We start from the raw sequence: 25,779 nt of genomic DNA, 5'->3' as shown, positions 1-25,779 counted from the left end.
CAGCTACAGATTAAGTCCTGAGTGCATAAGCCCCGGAAGGAGTGAGATTCAAGTCTCACCCTTCATGGGAAAGCAGCCATGAACTCATAAACAATAGATGGAATAGACCGTGAAATACATCAGTACCCGGGGACAGGGTGGAGAAAAGAGTTTTAAGGAAGTACTTCTGGCCGGTCTGGCCGAAGACGGTGGCTTGTACATCCCTGCCGAACTGCCCCAGTTTGATCAAGATAAAATCCGCTCACTGAGGGGCCTGCCTTACAACGAACTGGCCTTTGAAGTGATTAAACCTTTTGTGGCAGGTGAAATTCCTGACCCCAAACTGAAGGAAATGATTGATGACAGCTACGCAACCTTTGCTCATGAAGCAGTTGCACCGCTAACTCAACTAAAAAGTCACCAGTGGGTCATGGAGCTGTTCCACGGCCCTACCCTGGCTTTTAAAGATTTTGCCCTGCAACTGCTTGGCCGATTACTGGATTACACTCTTACCGAAAGAGGTGAACGTGCTGTCGTTCTGGGTGCCACCTCCGGTGACACAGGTTCGGCAGCTATCGAAGGCTGTCGGCACAGTAAAGCGCTGGATATTTTCATCCTTCACCCCTACCAGAGAGTCTCTGAAGTCCAGAGACGACAAATGACTACTATTTTGGACAACAACGTCAACAATATCGCTGTTCAGGGTAACTTTGATGACTGTCAGGCGATGGTCAAACGGTGCTTTGCCGATCAGTCCTTCCTGCCAGACTCGCCAGGAAAAAAGACCCGCCTGGTGGCTGTCAACTCCATCAACTGGGCCCGCATCATGGCTCAGGTCGTATACTACTTCCATGCAGCATTGGAGTTGGGTGGCCCGGACAGAGAGGTTTCCTTCTCGGTACCCACCGGCAACTTCGGTGACATCTTCGCAGGTTACATCGCCCGGGGTATCGGACTGCCAATCAATAAGCTGATTGTTGCAACTAACCGTAACGATATTCTGCACCGCTTTTTCCAGAGCAACGATTACAGCAAACAAGGCCTCGAACACACCCTGTCGCCCAGTATGGATATTATGGTGTCAAGCAACTTTGAGCGCCTGCTGTTCGACCTTCAGGATCGTGATGGCCAGGCCCTTGCCGCACAGATGGCAGCCTTTGAAGAAACCGGCAAGCTCTCGGTTTCAGAACAGCGCTGGCAGAAAATCCGCGAGTTGTTCGACAGCAGTCGTAGTGCCGACCAGGATACCTGCAATGCCATCAAAGACCTGTTTGATCGCACTGAATACCTGGCCGACCCTCATACTATTACCGCTATCAGAGCACTGACAGAAGTTGAAACGGACAGCCGTATTCCCAATGTCGTTCTGGCAACCGCTCACCCTGTGAAGTTTCCCGAAGCCATTGAAAAAGCCGGACTGGACGCCCCGGAGCTGCCACATCATCTGAAGGACCTTCTGGAACGTGAAGAGCGTTATGAGGTTCTGCCTGACGACCTGAACGCTGTGAAAAGCTTTATTCAGAATCATCTGGCACAATAAAGCTTACCGCAGGCAGCTTATCCTGAGCTGCCTGCTCTCATTTAGCCAATAACCCTCCTGTGCTCTGACGCTCTCTGTGATAGAGTAAACCGATACTTTTTACTGCAGACAGCCCAGAACTTCCATGCCGCTTCAGATCATTAGACGCACCAGCACCCCTCTCTCTTTAACTGATGGCATAGACCCGCTTCTCGCCCGAATATACAGTGCCCGGGGCATCAGCCACCCTTCGGAAATCAATCGTCAGCTAAAGGGTCTTCAGAGCTATAAAAGTCTCAAGGATATTGAAAAAGCAGCCAGTCTTCTGACTGACGCTGTTTATGGCCAGCAACGTATTTTAATCGTCGGAGACTTTGATTGTGACGGAGCCACCAGCAGTGCGCTGGGTGTCCTGGCCATGAGAGAAATGGGTGCAATAGTGGATTACCTGGTGCCTAACCGATTTGAATATGGTTATGGTCTGACACCGGAGATTGTTCAGGTCGCCAGACAATATCAGCCTGACGTTCTGGTCACCGTCGACAATGGCATCTCCAGCATAGAAGGCGTAGCAGCTGCAAAATCTCTGGGCTGGAAGGTCATCGTCACGGATCACCATCTGGCCGGCGAACAGATTCCTCAAGCCGACGCTATCGTCAACCCCAATCAGCCTGACTGCCCTTTCATCGGTAAAAATACCGCCGGGGTGGGCATTATTTTTTACGTCATGTGCGCACTGAGAACCGAGTTGCGCAGGCGGGGCTGGTTTGCAGGAAAAACCGAGTTCAACCCTTTTCAATTACTGGATCTCGTTGCCTTGGGTACCATTGCTGACGTTGTCAGTCTGGACGCCAACAATCGCATTCTCGCCTATCAGGGTCTGGCAAGAATTCGTGCTGGCCATTGTCGTCCGGGGATTCAGGCACTGATTGAGATCTCAGGCCGACAACAGTCACGCCTGACCTCTTCCGACCTGGGGTTTGCCCTGGGACCTCGCCTCAATGCAGCGGGACGCCTGGATGACATGTCCACCGGTATCGAATTATTACTGACAGAGCGTATCGAGACAGCACGGGAACTGGCTGCTGAGCTGGACGGTCTTAACCGGGACAGAAAAGAGATTGAAGCAGGAATGCAAGTAGAGGCCATGAGCCACTTGTCCAGCCTGAAACTGGATCAGCATTCCGACTTGCCCTGGGGGCTCAGTCTTTTCCGCGAAGGCTGGCATCAGGGTGTGGTAGGCATTCTGGCCTCAAGGGTGAAAGAGAAATTACACCGCCCGGTGATCGCCTTTGCAGAAGCCGACAATGACGAAATCAAAGGTTCGGCAAGGTCCATAAAAGGTTTGCACATGCGCGACGCTCTGGACAGTGTTGCCCGGGAAAACCCCGGCCTCATCATCAAATTCGGCGGTCATGCCATGGCAGCAGGTCTGAGCATTTATAAAAAAGATTTCGAGACGTTCGCGGCTGCTTTTGACCGGATTGTAAAACAGGAGCTCTCTGCTGAGCAGCTTGAAGCAGAGATCCATACCGATGGCGAACTGGGTGTCTCCGAGCTGACAATGGATACGGCTCAACTGCTACGCGATAGCGGGCCATGGGGACAGAATTTCCCGGAACCTTCATTCGATGGCCGGTTTCAGATCATTCAGCAGCGGCTGGTAGGCCAGAAACATCTGAAAATGGTGCTCAAGCTGCCTTCGTCAGAATATTATGTAGATGCCATTGCCTTCAACATTGACCCGGGGCAGTGGCCAAACCAGAACATAACAACCGTTAAAGCGGTTTATAAACTGGACATTAACGAGTTTCGGGGTCAACAGAGCCTTCAGTTGATTGTTGACCACCTTGAATCAGCCTGATAGCAGGGGGACTGCCCTCATTGGCATATCATTGTTCTTTGCAGGTTTCTCAACTATTTTAGTGACAAGATAACTCTTTCCAGAAGACACAAGAAAAATGACTGAGCCCCGAAATTTCAGTATTGCTGCCCCCCTGATTGTTTTAATCATTTCACTAGGTTTATTGATTCCCGGAATCACCCAACCCATGATCACACTTCAAGCGGATATGAACCGACAGGCCCTGGTCAAGGAAGGTCAAAAAATTATGGAACAACAGTCCATTCACCCGGCACTGCTGACTATGGCCAACCAGTTTCTCTCTAATCTGAAGGTGGAAGGCCAGAGCCGGGTTTATGACAAGACCCGAAGCATTCTTGGCACTGCCAGCGACCTCTGGAATTTTGGCTACAAATTTGTCGCCATTCTGATTCTTACCTTCAGTGTCCTGATACCTGCTATCAAAAGCTTACTCTTGCTGGCATCCTGTCACTCGCCATCACGAAGAGTTGCACTTAAAGTCAACGCTGCGCTCGGTAAATGGTCTATGGCAGACGTGTTCGCAATGGGGATCATCATTGCCATGCTGGCTGCCAACGCCACTGCGTCGGAAAGCGCTCTGCTGAATTTTCAGGCAGAACTGCACTGTGGATTCTATCTCTTTGTCGCCTACTGCCTGGTTTCAGGATTGACAGGGCAGCTGTTATTGAAAGAGCAGCCATAAACTGCTCAATCTTCCATCTCACTTACCTGAAGTTCGAGCGCATCAATCGAAATTTTAATTTCGGCCAGACAGATGATCAGGGAAATCAATAAAGCCAGCAGGCTTATACCAAAAATGATAAAACCCACCTGATATTGACCCAGGTGAAGAAGAAACATAACCAGAACACAGCAGATAAAGCTGACAATTCCAGCCCCCTGCATGTGTTTGATGAGTATCATTCGTCGCCTGAGGTTTTCCATCTGCCCTTTGATGTGAGGGTTATCCGGATGTTTCTTGAACTCACCGTGAAGATTTCTGATCAATGTAGCCAGCGCCAGAAACTTGTTGGTATAGGCAAGGAACAATAGAGAAATGGCCGGAAACAACAGGGCGGGAGTTGTCAGATTCAGCTCCATGGGACCTTATCAGAGTTTAAATATTGAGAGATACCATACTATATCCTTCTACCCCTGCGTTCAAACAACTCCAATTGCTGCATCTGCCCCGAGGTTCTCAAATCCAGCAGCCTTACGCCAACACCCAGTAGACGAACAGGTTTATTCCCCCTTTGCCAGGCTCGAATCAGCAATGCCTGGAAGTGTGCCTCGGGTGCCAGATCATCGGACTCTATCATTTCCTCAAGTGTTGTCTGGGTGAAATCGTTGAACTTCACTTTTACAAACCGCTTGGTGACCGAATATTCATTCCTGATTGCCTGAAAACGTTGCGACAGATCCTCAACCAGGGGTTTTACCTGAGTCAGTATCGACTGTTCGTCCTGCAAATCTGCATCAAAAGTGTGCTCAACAGATAACGACTTCCGTCTTCTATCCAGCTCCAGTGCACGATTGTCCTCGCCTCTGGCAAGCTCCCAGAGGCGCTCGCCGAAACTGCCAAACCAACGACACAACTCAACCGGAGAGTATTGTCGCAACATGCCACAGGTCATAATCCCTTTGCTATGTAGCTTTTGAGCAGTGACCTTGCCGACACCGTGTATCTTCTCAACCGGTAATTCAAAAACAAAATCCTGAACCTGGTCGGGCGTGATCACACAAAGACCTTTTGGCTTGTTCCAGTCCGATGCCACCTTGGCCAGAAATTTGTTTGGAGCCACACCAACAGAGACAGAAATCCCCACCTCTTCCAGGACAGACTGCATAATCTCCCGGGCCATCAGCGTGCCACTGCCCTGGCAGTGACTGGAGAGGGAAACATCCAGATAGGCCTCATCCAGCGACAAGGGCTCAATCATCTCAGTGTAACGATGAAAAATGGCATGCATCTGCCGTGAAGCGGCTTTATAGACATCAAACCGGGCTGGCAAAATAATCAGATCAGGACAGAGCCTGAGTGCACGATAGGACGCCATAGCAGAATGCACGCCCGACTTTCGCGCCGCATAACTGCATGTGGCAATCACTCCCCGACGTTCAGCTTTACCCCCCACAGCAAAAGCCTTGCCTTTTAGCGTGGGGTCATCCCTCTCCTCTACAGAGCAGTAAAAGGCATCTGCATCAACATGGAGAATTTTTCTCTGAACGGATTGATTCGTTTCCTGCATACTGTGATCGAAAAATAGTGCGAAAAAATTGAATCTGCCTGTAAAGACTAACGACAGGAGAAGTAGGAAACAATGATTTCTTACTGACTTTTTATACGACTTTGATCGGTCTCTTCACTCTGGACATGTCTGATACCAATCGTATTTTCTAACTCCCGCAATGAGCATGGAGATTTGAGCCTTAAGACAAGGCGGCGTGAGGAGTCATAGCCTTAGCTATGGCGACGATCGCCAACGCAGGATTAAGGCTCAAATCTTCAGCGCAATAGGGAGTTAGAAAGTTCGATTGGTATGACCTCAAAAATGTTCAGCAAAGTCTTAATGACGCAGAAAGATGCCATGTCACCCCAAGAGAGATGTCGCAACGCTGAATATTTAGGTATTTTCAAATGATCGATAAAAAACGAGGGAAATTTCCGGTCTGCTTCAGCCCGGTTCTATCCAGCAATCAGGAAAAACGACAATATTTTCACTGATCAGGGTTCTCAGAATAGATCAGACCTTATCTCCAGAAATAAGCAGAGTAATGATTTTTAGCCCGTTGGCTGGCATATTTCGGCCCATGCTCTCGCAAGACATTATTGAGCTTTTCTTTATTAACTGAAAGTGGCTGAACCGGTAGAAGATAAAACTCCAGTTTGTAGCTGAAGGATGGATTGATCACAAAGTAGTGGTTTTTATAGCCAAACACCAACTCAACCACTCGAACAGCGTATTCGGGATGTAACAATACATAATGATGCAAGAACTCCCAGCGAATGTCCTCAGCGATCTCATCATTCAAGAACATCTCCCTCAGACTATCTACTGTTTTTTTCCTCTGAAATACTAACGAATCACACGAACCTAACTGCCGGGCCCAGCGAACAAACTGTTGCAGTCGGTTGCTTAATAACTGGCAGCATTCGCTGGAAATCCTGAACCCACCGCGGTAAAACATTGAGAAAAGGCAATGTTGAAAGGCAAATCTGTCAGCTGCTGTTGCAACATCGCGATTAAGGCGTTGTGCAAGCAAGTTGAAGTCCCACTGATCTCCTTCAAAAATACGTAAGTCCTCTAAATGTCTATCCAGATTATACATGGAATCTAACGCAATCATCAGTTTTTCAAAGGCATGCTGCATGGTTTGATGCAATTTCATTCGCGGGCATTCGACGACAATTTCACCCGCTATGGCATTGCAACTTACCTTCATACCACCAGCATTTTTATTCAGTTCGATCGCTTTCAGCAACTGCACCAGAAACCACATACGCTTTAACTTGGCGCTGACATCGACACCATCATTGCCATCAAATTGGTCAGAAAACTTAAGCCGCAAGGTTCGTCCTTTTCCCCCCTCTGCGTTTTCCAGTAGCTCGATAAGGCACAGATGAACGCCAAGCTTCAGGTTAACAATCGTGGCACTGTCCATACTGAAGACAGTCCCCGTAGACCCGGAATTTTCAATGGATGATCTGTCGGACGGCCTCAGTAGCGATACTTTGTCACTCGGGGTCGTGCAGTCAACATAGGTGATTTTCTTTACTCTCGATACCCTGCCCTGAACCGAATCCAGAGCAATCGGAGCCAGCGCGTTTACGAAACGCTGATGCAAGGCAAAAATCAGTTCATGAATACTTCTGAACTGCTCAGCCTCTTTAAGATTCAATGATTGCAGAACGGATTGTAGTTGCTGACAGTCTGTAACCCACTGACGGAAGGACCCCTGCCTTTTTTCAGCAGCTTTCAGGGGCAGCATAATAGCCTCCAGGCCTGACAGGACGCTCTCTTTGACTGTCATGAACCGTTTGATTAATTGTCGTGCTTCATCCTGCAAAGGTCTGACACTGCTTCTCCCCAGCTGCAAGAATGCATGGTAGCCATCCAGAAATGCTTCAGCCCCCTGAACCAGCCGATTTACCCTGACTCTGATCTCTGCCAGCAACTCTGCCCGTTGCGGCGACATGCTCAGTTTTATGGGATTTGCCAGACAATCCAGTCCGCCACCGGAGGCAAAAAATGCCAACAAACGGGCATTTTGATCCGTGAGCCACTGAAAACCGCTGGCGATATTAAGGAATGTGCCTTCAGGGGGGGACAAATCACTCCGTGACGGGACGGCTCCGGTGAGCGGCACATCAGAAAATGCAGAGGACAGACTTCTGTGACTGGCAAGTTTACCGCTAAGGTCACCAGCAACAATAAAGGCGCCAGGCTTTCCTTTGAAGCGGGCAAAGGCGAGCGTCGCCTGTTGGCAAACCTGAGCGGCCACGACCGCAAACTGCCCACCGGCCAGCATCAAGGTTTTTCCTTCCTGTTTCATAACGATCGCGACATGATCGTTGAAGCCTCCTTCGGCAAAGACAAACCCCCCTGCCCGCTTCAGGAACTCTGGCTCAAGCATCCAGTCTGCAGCGTGTTGGGCCACAACAATGGCACCCTCTGGCATAGAGTCCGCCGCTTGTTCTTCAGCCTGCCAGAGTGTTCCGGTGCAATGGCCTTCGCTGACGCCCTGACCAACGGTCAGGGTCTTTTTGGGTATCGGCATCGCAAAATCCATGCCGCCAGAAAGCCGGGTAACAGGGCGCACCTGCAACAGGAACAGGTTACCCTGATGATCAATGGCAAACTCCACATCCACGGGGCAAAGCAACAGGTTCTCCAACTCCGTCACCGCCTGACTGAGTTTTACCACCAAATGATCACTGAGTTTATGAATACTGTCGTCTGATTGGTCGTCCGCATCATAAATTTCTGTTTCCAAATAGCCGTTATTGTTTTTGTGCAGGGCGAAGTGACTTGAAACCTTGCCGGGAAAGTATTGAAAGTGTTCAGCGCCTTCCTTGTGATAAATATCGATACGGTGGGGCGTATTACCGGACTGACCTGCCACTACGCCTCTGGGCTGACCCTTTGTGTACTCAATCCTGACGGTATCATTCTGAAAGGATTGAAAGCTCATGATGACTCCACCATATCGACAGTCAATACACTGTTGGATGATCAGCGCCATGGGTTGCGGTATGCCTTCGGGACAGACTTCAGGACGGTAACCTGAGGCCATGACCTTGAGACAGGTTCTGAAAACATCGCCTCCTGCCTGAATGACAGAGAGGTATTTGCCCGCCTGGGCATCGCCGTAGTTATCTTCATTGATGCCAGAACTGCGAACAATAACGGGCTGTGATGCAGAGAGTCGGTCCACCTGACGGTATAGCTCCCTGATTTTTCGGGCCGCTTCAGAATCTTTAACCCGTTCGTAAAAGTCATCACTGGCAATAAATGTTGCCATACCTGACAGCCAGTCATCCCTTTTGGTTTGCTCTGAAGGCGGCAGGGTATTGAGGTATTCCCGGAGGTTCTTCAGGCTGGTCTTAGCCAGCGGTTCAGCAACAAACCCGGGCAAATAGTGGTCTAACCGATGGGTATCAAGAGGGTGTTGTTCCAGCGCATTCATGATTTGAGCAGTCACACATTCGAAGGGCGGAACAGACAGACCGGCTGCTTTCATGCGCCACAAAAACATCCCCTTGCCCCCGAGCAGTTCCCGTTTGCAGGAAGAATGGTAAGCAGCCTGATCTGAAACAGCTGAATGACAGTTGCGCTTGACCAGCAACCTTGGGTCGGGTGTACCACTGATATCAAGATTATCGAAATACCTTTTAGCTGGATGACCAGCCTCATTGGATCGAGTGCCAGCTCCGGTATTCTGAATTGGATTGGTTGTCAGGCTTTCAGGACATGATGCTCTGAAAGTAACATGATTCATTAGACATCCCTCTCATAATGTTCACCTATGACTCAATAGCTGATGAGTCATTAATTAATTTCGTTGGACATTGATATTTTTATAAAGTTCATGAAGTTTTCACGAAATTCGGGATTGCTTTGTTTCGCTGGCAAAGAATAAGGGAGAAATACTATCGGCAATTGCCATTTGCCAATTGAATAATGTCTTTATCGCTTCGGAGCCCTTCACCGGCATAACACAAAACTCCGGGAGATTCTGCGACAGCGGCCATAACGATATCTCTATCATTCCTCAGCACCTCATTCAAATATCTCAGTTCCATGGGATATTTTGAAATGACGGGTAATACAAAGTCTTTATCATTCCAGACTGGTTGGCTGGCATATTCCAATCCATGTTTGAGCAGGGCATTCCTGACCTTTTCTTTGTGATCCCCAAGCGGTTGGCCTGGTGCCGCATAAAACTCCAATTCGTGACTGAACGATGGCTTAATAACAAAGTATTGATTTCCCAGGTCATACACTTGCTCAACCAATCTGGTAGCACTTTTAGGTTCGAATAATAAAAAATGATGTAACAGCTCCCTGCGGATGTCCTCACTCATCTCTTCAGTCATAAAGATGTCCTGCAGACTCTCTTCGGGTTCTCTATTAAAAAACAATGACCACTGATGCGCGCCTAACCGCCGGGCATGATGGGTAAGCTGTTGGTGGTGGTTGCTTAATAAACTGCAGAAAGCGGCAGTAGTGTAGCGGCCACCCCTGAGCCAATAAAACATTACGAAAAGGCAATGTTGAAAAGCGAATCTATCTGCGTCTGTCGCAACACCACGATCAAGACGTTGTGCAAGCAAGTTAAAGTCCCACTGACCGCCTTCAAAAATGGGTGAGCACTTCAACCGAATATCCATATTATACATAGCACGTAACACAATGATCAGCTTTTGAAAGGCATTCTGCATGGTTTTTGGTAATTTCATTCGGGAGCATTCGACAATAATCTCACCCGCAACTGCGTTGCAACTTAGCTTCATGCTGTCAGCATTTTGATCCAGTTTGATCTCTTTCAGTAATTGCGCCAGAAACCACATGCGTCTGAACTTGCCGGATTTATCACGGTCCTCAGGCCTGTCAAATTGATCAGAAAATGTCAGCCGCAAGGTTCGACCTTTCCCCCCCTCTGCACACTCAAGCAGCTCGATAAGGCCCACATGACTTCCAAGTTCCAGGTTAACAATCGAGGCTTCATTCATAATGATGACAGTCCCTATAAGCCTTAACTCTTCCATAAGTGCTCTGAGGACCGGACTCAATATCGGTGTTTTTTCACCCGGGATCGTGCAATCAACGTAGTTGATTGCCCTTTTCCTTGTCAGATTGCCCTGACCCGAGGCCGAAGTGACCGGTGCCAGCCCTTTTATGAAGCGCTGATGCAGGGCAAAAATAAGCTCATGGACACTCCGGACCTGGTCAGCCTCACCGGGGATGAGTGCCTTAAGACAGGATTGCAACTGATGGCAGTCTGTCACCCATTGACTAAAAATTATCGGGGATAGCTGTCTTTTTTCAGTAGTCTGCATTGGCAGGATGAAACGCTTTAACCCTGATCCGATGATCCGTTTCAGTGTTTCGAACCGGTTGCTCAGTTGCGGTAATTCTTCCTGCAGTGATTTGAGTTGAGGTGAATCGCTTTTACCCGCCAGCGACAAGAATGCCCTGTAGCCATCAAGCAGTTTTTCAGCCCCGTAAACCAACCGATTAACGATGTCTCTGATCTCTTCCATAATCTTGAGTCGTTGCGGCGACATGCTCAGTTTTATCGGGTTTGCCAGACAATCCAAACCGCTGCCGGAGGCAAAAAATGACAGCAGGCGGGCATTTTGATCCGTGAGCCACTGAAAACCACTGGCAACCTTAAGGAAAGTGCCTTCAGGGGGGGACAAATCATCCCGCGACGGGACGGCTTTGTGTAACTGCACATCAGCAAAAGCAGAGGCCAGGCTTCTATAACTGGCCAGTTTTCCGGTAAGGTCACCGGAAACAATAAAGGCACCCGGCTTACCCTTAAAGCGGGCGCAGGCCAGCGTCGCCTGTTGGCCTTCCCCGGCGGCTATAGCTGCAAACTTTTCACCGGCCAGCATTAACGTTTTTCCTCTCTCTTTCATGAGGATCGCTGCATGATCATTGAATCCTCCTTCAGCCATGAAAAAACCTCCCGCCCGCTCCAGAAACTCAGGCTTCAGCATCCACTCTTCAGCATGGTGGGCCACGACAATGGCTCCCTGTGGCATAGAGTCGGCCTGTTGTTGTTTGGCCAGCCAGAGGGGACCGGTGCAAAAGCCTTCGCTGACACCCTCGCCAATGGCCAGAGTCTCTTCGGGTACAGGCATGGCAAAATCCATACCACCAGAAAGTCGGGTAACAGGACGCACCTGTAACAGGAAAAGTTGACCCTGATGATCGATGGCAAACTCCAAATCCACGGGGCAGAGCAACAGGTCTTCCAGCGTTGTCACCGCTTCCATGAGCTCTGAAACCGTTTCATCACTGAGTTTCTGTCCGCCGTCGTCTGATTGAGCACCAGCATTATCAATTGCTACTTCCGAATAGCCGTTATTCTTCTTTTGCAGGACGAAATGACTTGAGATCGTGCCGACAAAGTATTGATAGCTGTCAGCTTCTTCTTTACGATCCTTGCGATAAATATCAATGCGGTGGGGCCTGTTACCGGACTGCCCTGCTACCACACCTCTGGGTTGACCTGGTGTGTACTCAACCCTGACGGTATCATCCTGAAAGGATTGAAAGCTCATGACGACGCCACCATATCGACAGTCAATACACTGTTGGATAATCAGCGCCATGGGTTGCGGTATGCCTTCGGGACAGACTTCAGGACGATAACCTGAGGCCATGACCTTGAGACAGGTACTTAAAACATCGCCTTCTGCCTGAACGACAGAGAGGTATTTGCCCGCCTGGGCATCGCCGTAGTTATCTTCGTTGATGCCGGAACTGCGGACAATCACGGGCTGTGATGCAGAGAGTCGGTCCACCCGACGGTGCAGCTCCCTGATTTTTCGGGCCGCTTCAGAATCTTTAACCTGTTCGTAAAAGTCATCACTGGCAATAAATTCTGCCATACCTGACAGCCAGTCATCCCTCTTGGTTTGCTCTGAAGGCGGTAAGGTATTGAGGTATTCCCGGATGTTCTTCAGGCTGATCTCCGTCAGCGGTTCATCAACAAACCCGGGCAAATAGTGGTCTAAAAGATGGGTATCGAGAGGGTGTTGTGCCAGCGCATTGATGATTTGAACAGTAACACATTCGAAGGGCGGAACAGACAGACCGGCTGCTTTCATGCGCCACAAAAACATCCCCTTGCCCCCGAGTAGTTCTCGTTTACAGGGAGAATGCTCAGCAGCCTGATCTGAAACCGCTGAATGACAGTTGCGCCTGACCAGCAAGCTTGAGTCGGGCGTACCACGGGTATCAAGATTATCGAAATACCTTCTGGCTGGATGAACAGCCTCATTGGATCGAGTACCTGCTCCGGTATTCTGATCAGGATTGGTTGTCAGGCTTTCAGGACATGATGCTCTGAAAGTAACATGATTCATTAGACATCCCTCTCATAATGTTCACCTGTGACCCAATAGTTGATGAGTCAATTAATTACTGTCCTTGGACATTGATATTTTTATAAAGTTCAACCGTCGGCCAAAAGCACGCATTAGAAAAAAAGCCAATAAGCTGGCAAAACGGCTTGTGCCGGTCAACGATGTCAGAATTGATCAGACCTTATTCGCAGATTACTCGACGTATTCACGAACTTCGGGGTTTCTTTGTATTGCTGCCTCAATAAAATCCTCACCATCTTCAAATTCGAAAGCAACAAAATTGAAAACATCAGAATTCTGTTCAATCAAGTCCAGCATATAGTCACGATCCTTCAATAGCGTTTTATTGGCATATCTCAAGATATTAAAATTGATAGCCACTAAGGTTTTAATTATGTTTTTATCGCTTCGGATTCTTTCACTGGCATATCTGAGGGCTGCCGGATAATTTTTGATAGCGGCCATTACAACTTCTTCATTATCCTGTGGTTTCGGGCTGGCGTATCGCAGTTGATAGCCTTCTTGGGTGACTGCAGCCAGAACGACCTCGTTATCACTCTTCAGTTCTTCACTCAAATGTATCAGATTATAGGGGTTTGATGAAATGGCTGCTAATGCAAGGTCTTTATCATTTCGAATCCGTTGGCTGGCATATTTCAATCCTCCCCTGAGCAAGACACTCCTGATCTTTTCTTCGTGATCCCCAAGCGACTGCGCCGGTGGAAAATAAAACTCCAGGCTGTAAAGATAGGACGGCTTGATCACGTAGTATTGATCTTTCAAATCAGGATACACAAGATCAACCCATCCCATAGCCTTACCGGGATGTAACAATAAAAAATGATGCAGCAGCTCCTTGCCGATGTCCTCAGCGTTTTTATCACTCATCAATACTTCCCGAAGATTGTCCTTCGAATTAATGAGCCGTCGACTATGACCAATAAAGTCTTGTTGATGACTGTTTAATAACTGGTAGCAACCGGGATTAATGCCATTTCTGTGACTATCAACCATTAAGAAAAGGCAATGTTGAAAAACGAATCTATTGGCTTCTGCCGAAAAATCGCTATCAAGGCGTTGTGCAAGCAAGTTAAAGCTCCACAGATCTTCTTCAAAAATGCTTCTTAGCTCTAAAAACTCATCCAGATCATAAATGACATCTAACGCCGTTATCAGCTTTAAAAAGGCATCCTGCATGATTTCAGGTGATGTCAATCGGGAGCATTCGACGATCATTTCTCCCGCTGCAGCGTTGCAACTCAGCTTCATGCTATCAGCATATTTATCCAGTTCGATCGCTTTCAGTAACTGCGCCAGAAACCACATACGTTTCAACTTGCCGGGTGCATCACTGCCATCAGTGGCATAAAATTCCTCAGAAAATGTCAGCCGCAAGGTTCGCCCTTTTCCGCCCTCTGCGTTTTCAAGAAGCTCAATAACGCTCGCAGTATTATCTAAATCCAAATTAACAGTCAGGGTATTATCCATACGGATGGCAGTCCCTTTAAGAAGCCTTAACTCTCTCAGACCTGCCCTGCAGGACGAACTCAATACCGGTGCTTTTTCACCCGAGCCATCCGCTGTCGTACAGTCAACATAGATCACGCCCTCGTCCATGGCCAGCATGCCCTGAGCCGAGACCGGAGTATCTGGTGCCCGGGACTTTACCAGGCACTCGTACAACGCAAGCATCAGGCCATTGACACTCAGGACCTCTCCGGTCTTCATGGGATAGAGTGCCTGAATACAGGACAGGACGACTTCTCTGTCACTCTTCAGTGCTTCACTCACATATTCCAGATTATATGGATGTACGGCAATGGCCGCCAATACCAGATCTTTATCATTTCGAACCCGTTGGCTGGCATATTTCAGTCCTCGCCTGCGCAAGACATTTTTAATCTTTTCCGTTTGATCCCCAAGCGACTGAACCGCTGGAACCTCAAAATTCTGGCTGTAACTGAGGGATGGATCGATAACAAAGTATTGATCTCTCAGGCTATACACTTCCTCAAACAATGGAGTAGCTTTATTGGGCTCTAACAATAAAAGATGCTGTAAGAGTTCCCTGCGGTTGTCCTCAGCGATCCTGTCACTCATTAACACTTCCCGAAGATTGTCCTTTGATTGAGCTAAGCGTCGACTATGCTGAATAAACTGTTTTTGGTGTTTCCTCAATAACCGTTTTAATAACCGGAAGCAGTCCTGAATAATGCAATCTCGACTCCCATAAACCATTAAGAACAGGCAGTGTTGAAAAGCGAATCTGTTGGCTTCAGCCGCAACATCGCTTCCAAGGCGTTGTACTAACAAGTTAAAGCTCCACTGATCTCCTTCAAAAATGGCTGTTGACTTTAGGTCCATATCCAGATTCTTGATGACACGTAAAGCCGTTATCAACTTTACAAAGGCATCCTGCATGATTTCACGTGATTCCATTCGCGGACATTCAACAATCATTTCACCTGCTATGGCATTGCAACCCAGCTTCATACTACCAGCGTGTTTATTCAGCTCGATCACTTTCAGCAAGTGCGCCAGAAACCACATACGTTTCAATTTGCCGGGGGCGTCACGGCCATCAGCCCTGACAAACTGGTCAGAAAATTTCAGTCTCAAGGTACGTCCTTTCCCCCCCTCTGCATGTTCAAGCATTTCGATAATGCCCATATGATGTCCTAACTCAAGGTTAACAATCAAAGCATCATCCATACTGATAACCGTCGCTGAACGCTTTGACTTTTTGAGGGATGCTTTGCAGGGGTAACTCAATAGTGGTCCCATTTCATCCGCGCCACCCGGAGTCCTGCAATCAACATAAGTGATGTCCTTTTTCCTGGATATCCTGCCCTGACCCGAAGCCAGAACGACCGGTGCCATTGCCTCTACAAAGCGCTGATGCAGGGTAAAAATCAGTTCATGGACACTTCGGACCTGATCAGCCTCCCCGGGGTTGAGTTCTTGAAGACAGGATTGTAGCTGATGGCAGGCGGCCAGCCACTGGCGAAAAGTTCCAGCAGGTACCAGGCCTTTTGCAACGGATTGCAGGGGCAGGATGACATCCTCTAGCCTTGACCGGATAATCTGTTTCAGCGTCCCGAACCGATCGATCAATTGCTGTGATTCTTCCCACATTGACTTGAGCTGAGATGAATCACCTTCATCCGCCAGCCACAGGATTGCCCGGTATCCCTCCAGCAAGGCTTGCGCACCAAAAATCAGCCGATTTATGCTGTCTCTGGTCTCTGACAATAGCTCTGATCGCTGTGGCGAAATACTCAGTTTGATTGGGTTTGCCAGACAATCCAGTCCGCCGCCGGTGGCAAAAAATGCCAACAGCCGGGCATTTTGATCCGTTAGCCATTTAAAACCGCTGGCCACCTCACAGAATGTGCCTTCGGGGGGGGACAAATCATCCCGTGAGGGGAGGTTTTTTGCTACCGGCATATCAGAAGCAGCAGAAGGCAGGCTTCTGTAACTGGCCAGTTTACCGGTCATGTCACCGCTCACGACGAAAGCACCGGGCTCACCGTCAAAGCAAGCACAGGCCAGTGTCGCCTGCTGCCCATTATGATTCACTACTGACGTATACTTTTTACCGGCAAGCATTAAAGCTATTTTTTTCTGTTTCATGAGGATGGCTACATGGTCATTGAATCCTCCTTCAGCAAAGACAAAACCCCCTGTTCGCTTCAGGAACTCAGGCTCAAGCATCCAGTCTTCAGCGTGCGGGGCCACGACAATAGCTCCGTATGGCATAGAGTCTGCCTCTGGTTTTTTGGCCAGCCAGATGGGGCCGGTGCAATAACCTTCGCTGACGCTCTCGCCAGTGGCCAGGGTCTCTTCGGGTATGGGCATGGCAAAAACCATGTCGCCGGAGAGTCGGGTAACAGGGCGTACCTGCAACAGGAATAGCTGTCCCTGATGATCGATAGCAAACTCCACATCCACGGGGCAGAGCAACAGGTTTTCCAGCTCTGTTACCGCCTCCCTGAGTTTTGAAATACTGTCATCAGTGAGTGAATGCCCAGTGACCTTTGATTGCGGATTGGCATCATCAATTCTTGTTTCCGAATAGCCGTTATCATCCTTGTTCCTGTGCAGGATAAAGTGACTGGAGATGGTCCCGGGAAAGTATTGGTAGCTGTCAGTTTCTTCTTTAACACCCCCGCGATAAATATCAATGCGGTGAGGCCTGTTACCGGACTGCCCTGCCACCACGCCTCTGGGCTGACCCTGTGTATACTCAAGCCTGACGGTATTATCCAGATAAGATTGAAAGCTCATGGCGACACCACCATATTCGCAGTCAATGCACTGTTGGATGATCAGCGCCATGGGTTGTGGTATAGCTTCGGCGCAAACTTCAGGTTGGTAAGCTGAAGCCATGACCTTAAGGCAGGTTCGCAAAATATCCTCTTCTCCCTGAACTAAAGAGAGGTATTTGCCCGCCTGGGCATCGCCGTAATTATCTTCATTGATGCCAGAACTGCGGACAATAACGGGCTGCGATCTGGTGAGTCTGTCCAGCTCGGTGCGCAGATCCCTGATTTTTTGAGCTGCTTCAGAATCTTTAACCTGCTGGTAATAATCATCACTGGCTACAAATTCTGCCAGACCCGTCAGCCAGTCATTCCTTTTGGTTTGCTCTGAGGGCGGCATGGCACTGAGGTATTCCCGGATGCTCTTCAGGCTGGTCTCGGCATCCGGTTCACGGTCAATCCCGGGGAGATAGCGGCCTGAAAGATGGCTATCCAGAGGGTGTTTGTCCAGAGGGTATTGTGCAAGCGCATTCATGACCCGGACTGTCACACATCGGAACGGTGGAACAGACAGACCGGCGCTCATCATGCGCTGCAAAAACATTCCCTTGCCCCCAAATTCTTCCCGTTTGGCGGATGAACGATCAGCAGGCTGATCTGAGACAGCTGAACGGCAGGTGCGCTTGGCTAGCGGCGTCCGGTCCGGAACGTCACCGGGATGAAGATCACTGAAATGCCTTTTGTGTGAATGCTTAGCCTCATTATCCTGATCAGGAACAGTTGTCAGGCCACTGGGACCTGGTATGTCTCTAGCAGGAGGTAACATCAAAATATCCCTCTCAGGTTCTTATTCATCCATGACTTTATCGCTATGGCATAAAACGTTTGGTACTTTTGACAATGATATTTTTATGAAGTTCACCACTCAGGCTGAAGAGCACAACAGGAAAACGGCAATAATACCAATCGTACTCTCTAACTCCCGTGATGAGCATGGAGATTTGAGCCTTAAGACAAGGCGGCGTGAGGAGTCATAGCCTTAGCTATGGCGACGATCGCCAACGCAGGATTAGGGCTCAAATCTTCAGCGCAATAGGGAGTTAGAAAGTTCGATTGGTATAAGTACCTGGCCAGACGATTTGAACCGGTCAACGTTTTCAGAGCCAATCAGACCTTATCCGAAAGTTTCCTGATGTATTTAATAACTTTGGGGTTTCTGTGTCTTGCTGCCTCAATAAAATCCTTATCCTTTTCAAGCTCTGAAGCAACATATTTGAAAGCTCGATGATTTTTTGCAATTAAGTCCAGCATAAAATCGCGATCACTCAATACACTTTCACTGGCATATTCTGAGTATTGAATATCATTGGCCATTGCGATTTTAATAATATTTTGATTGCTTCGCATTTTTTCACTGGCATACCTCAGAGCATCTGGATATTGTTCGACAGCCGCCATTACCACCCCGACATTATTCTTAAGTTCTGGACTGGCATGTTGCAGCTGACTGCCATCTCGAGTGACTGATGCCATGACGACATCACTATCATCCCTCAGTTCTTCATTCACGTATTGCAGTTGTTCGGGATGTTTTGTAATGGCGGCTAGTACAAGTTCTTTATCATTCAAAACCCGTTGGCTGGCATACATCAACCCATGCATGAGCAGGGCATTCCTGACCTTTTCTTTATGATCCCCGGACGGCTGCCCCGGTGGAGCATAAAACTCCAATCTGTAACTGCAAGATGGATTGATCACAAAGTATTGATTTTCCAGGCCATACAGACGTTCAACCAATCGAGTGGCGTAACTGAAGTTTACCAATAAAAAATGATGCAGGAGTTCCCAGCGAGTGTCCTCAGCGATCTCATCACTCATTAACATTTCCTGCAGGCTGTCCTCCGATTTTCGTCGCCAAAAAATTGCCCGCGCGCACTCACCTAACCGCTGTGCATGCTCAGCAAAACGTTGACACTGATCGCTCAATAACTCCTGGCAAGCGGGAGTGATGCTCCAACCTCGCTGGTGAAACTGTAAGAAAAGGCAATGTTGAAAGGCGAATCTATCGGCTTCTGTCGCAACATCTCGATTAAGCCGTTCTACAAGCAAGCTAAAGTCCCACTGGCCTCCTTCAAAAATAACCTTTTTATGAAACCGTCGATCCAGTTCAGCCATTGAATCTAACACAATGATCAGTTTTTCAAAGGCATGCTGCATGGTTTCACGTGATGCTATTCCCGTGCATTCAACAGTGATTTCACCTGCTACAGCATTGCCATTCAGATTCATGCTATCGGCATCTTTGTTCAGCCCGATCGCTTTCAGTAACTGCACCAGAAACCACATACGATTAAACTTGCCGGTTTTTTCAACACCATCAGATATATTGAATTGGTCAGAAAATTTCAGTCGCAGAGTTCGTCCTTTACCTCCCTCTGCATTCTCAAGCAGCTCGATAAGGCCCACGTGAGATCCTAACTTGAGGTTAACAATCAAGGCTTCATCCGTACTGATGACAGTCCCTGGAAGCCTCAACCCGTCCAAGGATGCTTTGCCTGACAGTCCCAATAGCGGTAACTCTCCACCCGGAGTGGTAAAATCAAAATAGGTGATGTGCTTATTTGTAGATACCTTGCCCTGAACAGAAGCCAGAGTGACGGGGGCCAGTGCCTCTACAAAACGTCGATGCAAGGCAAAAATCAGCTCATGGACACTCCGTACCTGTTCAGCCTGCTCAGGGTCCAGTGCCTGAAGACAAGATTGCAGCTGATGGCAATCTGCCACCCACTGACTCAGGATGCCCGGGGATACATCCCCTTCTTCAGCGGCCTGGATTGGCAGGATAATACTATCTAACACTGATCCTATGGTCTGTTGCAGCGTCTTGAAGCGTTTCTCCAGTTGCTGTAATTCATCCCGCAATGACGTGGTCAGGTATGGTCGACTTTCCAGAGCCAGACCCAGAAATGCTTTGTATCCAGCTAACAGTGCTTCAGATCCATGAATCAGCCGCTTCACGCTGTCTCTGGTCTCTGCCAATAGTTTTAAGCGATCTGGCGACATGCTCAGTTTTACCGGGTTTGCCAGGCAATCCAGTCCACCACCGGAGGCAAAAAATGCCAAAAGCCTGGCATTTTGATCCGTTAGCCATTTGAAGCCGCTGGCGACATGACAGAACTTGCCCTCAGGAATTGATAAATCCTCCCAGGACGGAATCGCATTCGCGGAAGGCAGATCAGAAAAAACGCTGGACAGGCTTCTGTGGCTGACCAGTTTTTCTGTCATGTCACCGGCAACAATAAAGGCTCCGGGCTTGCCTTTAAAGCGGCCGCAGGCCAGTGTCGTCTGTTGGCCATTGTCAGTGGCAAATACCGGACACTGATCATTGGCCCGCATTAAGGTTATTCTTTGCTGTTTCATGAGGATCGCTACATGATCATTGAATCCTGCTTTGGCAAAGACAAAGCCCCTCACTTGCTTCAGGAAGTCAGGCTCAAGCATCCAGTCTTCAGCGTGGTCGGCGACGACAATGGCGCCTTGTGGCATAGCGTCTTTTGCTCTTTTTTCAGCCCGCCAGAGGGGACCGGTGCAATAGCCTTCACTGATGCTGTCGCCAATGGCCAGGGTCTCTTCGGGTATGGGCATGGCAAAAACCATGTCGCCAGCGAGCCGGGTAACAGGGCGTACCTGCAGCATGAACAGGCGCCCCTGATGATCAACGGCAAACTCCACATCCACAGGACAAAGCAACAGGTTTTCCAGCTGTATCACCGCCTCCATGAGTTCTGAAACCGTTGCATCCGTGAGTTGCAGTCCACCGTCGCATGATTGAGCATCAACATTATCAGTTATTGTTTCCGAATAGCCGTTATTGTTCTTGTGCAAGACAAAGTGACTTGAGATTGTCCCGGGAAAGTATTGATAGCTGACAGCATCTTCTTTGCGATCCTTGCGATAAATGTCGATGCGGTGGGGCGTGTTACCGGTCTGCCCTGCCACCACGCCTCTGGGTTGACCCGATGTAAACTCTGCCCTGAGGGTATTATTCTGAAAAGATTGAAAGCTCATGGCGACACCGCCGTGGCGACAGTCAATGCACTGTTGGATGATCAGGGCCATAGGTTGCGGTATACCTTCGGAGCAGACTTCAGGCCGGTAAGCTGAAGCCATGACCTTAAGACAGGTTCGCAAAATATCCTCTTCTCCCTGAACTAAAGAGAGGTATTTGCCCGCCTGAGCGTCGCCGTAATTATCTTCATTGATGCCGGAACTGCGAACAATCACGGGTTGTGATGCAGAGAGTCCGCCCACCTGACTGTGCAGCCCCCTGATTTTTCCGGCCGCTTCAGAATCTTTAACCTGTTGGTAATAGTCTTCGCTGGCAATAAATTCTGCCAGACCCGCCAGCCAGTTATTCCTTTTGGTCTGCTGTGAAGGTGGCAAGGCATTGAGGCATGCCCTGATGTTCGTCAGGCTGATCTCTTTCTCTGCCTCAAGTTCACATGCAATCATTGGGAGATAGCGGGCTAAAAGTCTGCTATCCAGAGAGTGTTGCTCAAGCGCGTTCATGACCCGGGCTGGCACACATTCAAATGGCGGAACAGACAAACCGGCTTTTTTCATGCGCCACAAAAACATTCCCTTACCCCCCAGTTCTTCGCGGTTGAGGGGAGTCTGATCTGAAACAGATAAACAACAGTGACGTTTGGCTAAAGGCGTATTGCTGATGGAAACGCCACTGGAATCAGAATCATCGAGATGCTTTTTGGGTGAACTATCAGTTCCTCTGGATGGACTGCCAGCCCGGTTATTCTGACTTGAATAAGCTGTCAGGAGTCCATCATTCGATTTATCAGAATTGACATTTAACATTAAGATATCCCTTTCATAAATAACCGGCACATCAATAAAGTTCAACCTTCAGTCTGAAACAGGCACCAGTAAAAATGGCAATAAGCCGTTAAGGTCAAGGTTGTCAGAATAGATCAGAGCTGATTCACAAAATTATTGATCGTACCTAAAAGCAAAGTATTCATTTCGCAGCCGTTGACTGGCATATAGAAGCCCATTCCTCTGAAAGGCTTTCTCGACTTTCTCTTTATGCTCACTGAACAGCTGATCAGTTGAAACGACAAAATTCAACTGGTAATCTTCTGATGGTTCGATAATAAAACTTTTACCCTTCAAATGGGGATACACATCCTCAACCAACGGAGTCACCCATCCGGGATCTACTAATAAAGAATGATGCAAAAGTTCCCTGCGAGTGGCCTCACCGATATCATCACTCATCAGCACTTTTTCATAAGCATTCTCCAAATTAACTAACCGCCGGGAATGATCAATAAATTGCATCTGCTGGTGGTTTAATAACCGGTAGCAACTGGGAAGAATGTCATATTGCTGACTAAGAACCATTAAGAAAAGACAATGTTGAAAGGCGAATCTATCTGTTTCTGTCACAACATCACTATCAAGGCGTTGTGCAAGCAGGTTAAAGTTCCACTCAACCTCTTCAAAAATGCTTTTATCCTCTAAAAAAAGATCCAGATTCTGAACAGCACGTAAAGCTGTTATCAGTTTTCCAAAGGCCTCCTGCATGGTTTCAGGTGATGTCATTCGGGGGCATTCGACAATAATCTGCCCTGCAACGGCGTTGCAGCTTAGCTTCATGCTATCAGCATTTTTGTCCAGTTCGATGGCTTTCAGTAACTGCACCAGAAACCACATACGTTTCAACTTACCGGGTTCTTCACTACCATCCGATGGATGAAATGCGTCAGAAAATTTCAGCCGCAAGGTTCGTCCTTTCCCCCCCTCTGCCTTTTCAAGCAGCTCAATCAACCCCCAGTGTTCGCCAAACTTCATGTTAACAATAAATGCTCCCTCCATAGTGACGACCGTCGCATGACGCACTAATCTCTTGAGGGATGTTCTGCAGGATGCACTGATCAGCGGGACTGTTTCACCCGGGGTCGAGCACTCAACATAAGTGACGTTCTTATCCATAGATATCTTGCCCTGACCCGAGGTCAGTGTGACCGGTGCCAGCGCCTCTACGAAGCGCTTATGCAGAGCAAAAATCAGCTCATGGACACTTCGAACCTGCTCAGCTTCTCTGGGGTTGAGTGCTTGCAGACAAGATTGCAGCTGGTGGCAAGCAAACACCCACTGCCGAAACACTAACGGGGAAACCAGTCTTTCTTTAGCGACTTGCATTGGCAGAATGACACTGTCTAACTTTGATTCCACGGTCTCTTTCAGCTCCACAAACCGTTCCCTCAGGAGTGGAAATTCATCCTGCAATAACTTGACATGGGGTGAATCTTTTTTCCCGGCCAGCCGCAAGAATGCCTGGTAGCCCTTCAACAGGGCTTCAGCTCCATAAATCAGCCTGTTAACCCTGTCTCTGGTCTCTGCCAGTAGCTCTGAACGTTGTGCCGACATGCTCAGTTTTATCGGGTTTGCCAGACAATCCAGTTCGCTGCCGGAGTTAAAGAATGACAGGAGCCGGGCGTTTTGGTCGGTGAGCCATTGAAAGGCACTGGTGACCCTGGAGAATGTGCCTGGAGGGGGGGACAAATCATCCCGTGACGGGAGAGTTTTTGCTAAGGGCATATCCGCAAAATCAGAGGACAGACTGCTGTGACACGCCAGTTTTTCGGTACAGTCACCGGCGACAATAAAGGCGCCGGGCTTACCCCTGAAACGGGCACAGGCCAGCGTCGCCTGTTGGCCAACAAGAGTATCCATTGCCGCAAACTGACCAGCAACCAGCATCAAAGTTTTTCGTTTCTGTTTCATGAGAATGGCTACATGGTCATTGAATCCTCCTTCGAGAAGGACAAAACCCCCTGCCCGATCCAGGAACCCGGGCTCAAGCATCCAGTCTTCAGCGTGGTGGGCCACGACAATGGCTCTCTCTGGCATAGAGCCTGCGTGTCGTTTTTTGGCCAGCCAGATGGGTCCGGTACAGTAGCCTTCGCTGACGCTTTCGCCAATGGCCAGGGTCTGTTCGGGTATGGGCATGTTAAAATCCATGCCGCCAGAGAGTCGGGTAACAGGGCGCACCTGTAACAGGATCGGACGACCCAGACGATCGATGGCAAACTCCACATCCACCGGGCAGCACAGCAGGTTTTCCAGTCTTGTTACATAGTCACTGAGTTTTGAAACCATGTCATCAGTGAGTGCATGTCTGGCGTCGTCGGATTGGGCATCGGCATCAAAAACCTCAGTTTCCGAATAACCGTTATCATTTTTTTTCAGGATAAAGTAACTGGAGATCCTCCCTGGAAAGTATCGGAAACTGTTAACTTCTTCTACGCGATCCTCACGATAAATATCAATACGGTGGGGCCTGTTACCGGACTGCCCTGACACGACACCTTTGGGCTGACCATATGTGTACTCAAGCCTGACGGTATTCTCCTGAAAGGATTGGTAACTCATGGCAACCCCGCCATATCGACAATCAATGCACTGTTGGATGATCAGTGCCATAGGTTGGGGTACGCCTTCGGAGCAGACTTCAGGCCGGTAAGCTGAAGCCATGACCTCAAGGCAGGTTCGCAATACATCCTCTTCTCCCTGAAGTTTCGAGAGGTATTTGCCCGCCTGGGCATTGCCGTAGTTGTCTTCATTAACGCCAGAACTGCGAACAATAACCGGCTGTGATGGGCAGAGTTTTTCCAGCTGACAGCGCAGGTCTCTGATTTCCCGGGCTGCTTCAGAATCTTTAAGCTGTTCGTAATAGTCATCACTGGCAATAAATGTTGCCAGACCCGCCAGCCAGTCTTTCCTTTTGGCTTGCTCAGAAGGTGGCAAAGTAGCGACGTATTTCCTGATCTGCGACAGGCTGGTCTCTGCCTCCGGTTGATCAGGAATCCAGGGGAGATAGGGGGCCAGGCAGCGGCGATCCAGAGGCTCATGTTCAAGTGCATTCATGACCTGGATTGTCACACATTCAAAGGGTGGAACAGGCAGGTCGGCTTCCTTCATGCGCTGCAAAAACATTCCCTTACCCCCCAGCTGATGGCGGCTGGGGGGAGAATAGTCATCAGCCTGATCTGAAACAGGTGAACGGCAAAGACGATCGGCTAACGATGTCTGGACGGGAACGCCAGTGAGATCAGGATCACTGAAATAGCTTTTGTGTGGACTCTCGGCCCCGTCGGATAGACCCTCAGCCCCGGGAATCTGATTTGAATTCGTTGCCGGAGTCGGAGAATCTGCCCTTTGATAACAAGCGGGTAACATCAAAATATCCCTCTCATGTTAATATTCATCCATGTGACTCAATGACTGGGAGGTCAATAAACCTTTGACAATAGTTTTTTTATAAAGTTCACCCCTCAGGCTGAACCACGCAATAGGGGGAACAACAATGAGCTGTCAACACAGTTGGCACTGTTTAAGTACTCAGCCATACGGAATCGAATATTTCTGGCTTATTGGGCAGGTGCTCTGCAAGGCGCAACGACGGGAACATAGCAAGCTATGTGACCAGAGTTGCAACGCAGTCAGAGTGCCTGAACAATGAGTCAGAAAATAT

At 48.7% G+C, this 25,779-nt stretch carries 10 protein-coding genes; 3 read left to right on the top strand and 7 right to left on the bottom strand.

All coding sequences use genetic code 11. From position 1 onward, the window contains the following. Positions 1 to 109: 109 nt before the first annotated feature. The 3 genes from thrC (at position 110) to ACOMHB_RS11940 (ending at position 4,065) form a co-directional block, all read left to right on the top strand. Entirely contained in the window at positions 110 to 1,519 is a 1,410-nt protein-coding gene (thrC, locus tag ACOMHB_RS11950; protein ID WP_448216781.1) for a threonine synthase, read from the top strand. Positions 1,520 to 1,643: 124 nt separating this feature from the next. Continuing rightward, a complete protein-coding gene (recJ, locus tag ACOMHB_RS11945) occupies positions 1,644 to 3,362 on the top strand; it encodes a single-stranded-DNA-specific exonuclease RecJ (protein WP_448216780.1) in 1,719 nt (572 codons plus the stop codon). 97 nt (positions 3,363 to 3,459) lie between these two features. Next, on the top strand, positions 3,460 to 4,065 hold the full coding sequence (locus ACOMHB_RS11940) for a paraquat-inducible protein A (protein WP_422133481.1): 606 nt from the start codon (positions 3,460 to 3,462) through the stop codon (positions 4,063 to 4,065). A 5-nt stretch (positions 4,066 to 4,070) separates the two neighbouring features. Here the strand turns inward: ACOMHB_RS11940 and ACOMHB_RS11935 are convergent, their stop codons facing one another. The 7 genes from ACOMHB_RS11935 to ACOMHB_RS11905 all read right to left on the bottom strand — a co-directional run bounded on the left by ACOMHB_RS11935 (position 4,071) and on the right by ACOMHB_RS11905 (position 25,484). Then, positions 4,071 to 4,463, bottom strand: a complete 393-nt coding sequence (locus ACOMHB_RS11935) for a DUF2721 domain-containing protein (RefSeq protein ID WP_317141854.1) — start codon at positions 4,461 to 4,463, stop codon at positions 4,071 to 4,073. A 38-nt stretch (positions 4,464 to 4,501) separates the two neighbouring features. Continuing rightward, a complete protein-coding gene (dinB, locus tag ACOMHB_RS11930; RefSeq protein ID WP_448216779.1) occupies positions 4,502 to 5,611 on the bottom strand; it encodes a DNA polymerase IV in 1,110 nt (369 codons plus the stop codon). Positions 5,612 to 6,113: 502 nt separating this feature from the next. Next, positions 6,114 to 9,362, bottom strand: coding sequence for a PEP/pyruvate-binding domain-containing protein (locus ACOMHB_RS11925; RefSeq protein WP_448216778.1), 3,249 nt, complete (start codon positions 9,360 to 9,362; stop codon positions 6,114 to 6,116). Between the two features lie 151 nt (positions 9,363 to 9,513). Continuing rightward, positions 9,514 to 12,963, bottom strand: coding sequence for a PEP/pyruvate-binding domain-containing protein (locus ACOMHB_RS11920; protein WP_448216777.1), 3,450 nt, complete (start codon positions 12,961 to 12,963; stop codon positions 9,514 to 9,516). A gap of 192 nt (positions 12,964 to 13,155) precedes the next feature. After that, on the bottom strand, positions 13,156 to 18,051 hold the full coding sequence (locus tag ACOMHB_RS11915) for a DUF4116 domain-containing protein (RefSeq protein WP_448216776.1): 4,896 nt from the start codon (positions 18,049 to 18,051) through the stop codon (positions 13,156 to 13,158). Positions 18,052 to 18,392: 341 nt separating this feature from the next. Further along, positions 18,393 to 22,097, bottom strand: a complete 3,705-nt coding sequence (locus ACOMHB_RS11910; RefSeq protein ID WP_448216775.1) for a DUF4116 domain-containing protein — start codon at positions 22,095 to 22,097, stop codon at positions 18,393 to 18,395. A gap of 132 nt (positions 22,098 to 22,229) precedes the next feature. Further along, a complete protein-coding gene (locus ACOMHB_RS11905; RefSeq protein WP_448216774.1) occupies positions 22,230 to 25,484 on the bottom strand; it encodes a PEP/pyruvate-binding domain-containing protein in 3,255 nt (1,084 codons plus the stop codon). Between the last annotated feature and the right edge of the window lie 295 nt (positions 25,485 to 25,779).

It is taken from the genome of Endozoicomonas sp. 2B-B, from assembly GCF_053470045.1.
The sequence above is the reverse complement of the archived record's forward strand: the minus strand, read 5'-3'. Positions and strand labels throughout refer to the sequence as shown.

Excerpts from the sequence above, each read along its gene's own strand:
- recJ (WP_448216780.1), top strand. The coding sequence starts at position 1,644 with ATGCCGCTTCAGATCATTAGACGCACCAGCACCCCTCTCTCTTTAACT.
- ACOMHB_RS11940 (WP_422133481.1), top strand. The coding sequence starts at position 3,460 with ATGACTGAGCCCCGAAATTTCAGTATTGCTGCCCCCCTGATTGTTTTA.
- ACOMHB_RS11935 (WP_317141854.1), bottom strand. The coding sequence starts at position 4,463 with ATGGAGCTGAATCTGACAACTCCCGCCCTGTTGTTTCCGGCCATTTCT.
- dinB (WP_448216779.1), bottom strand. The coding sequence starts at position 5,611 with ATGCAGGAAACGAATCAATCCGTTCAGAGAAAAATTCTCCATGTTGAT.
- ACOMHB_RS11925 (WP_448216778.1), bottom strand. The coding sequence starts at position 9,362 with ATGAATCATGTTACTTTCAGAGCATCATGTCCTGAAAGCCTGACAACC.
- ACOMHB_RS11920 (WP_448216777.1), bottom strand. The coding sequence starts at position 12,963 with ATGAATCATGTTACTTTCAGAGCATCATGTCCTGAAAGCCTGACAACC.
- ACOMHB_RS11915 (WP_448216776.1), bottom strand. The coding sequence starts at position 18,051 with ATGTTACCTCCTGCTAGAGACATACCAGGTCCCAGTGGCCTGACAACT.
- ACOMHB_RS11910 (WP_448216775.1), bottom strand. The coding sequence starts at position 22,097 with ATGTTAAATGTCAATTCTGATAAATCGAATGATGGACTCCTGACAGCT.
- ACOMHB_RS11905 (WP_448216774.1), bottom strand. The coding sequence starts at position 25,484 with ATGTTACCCGCTTGTTATCAAAGGGCAGATTCTCCGACTCCGGCAACG.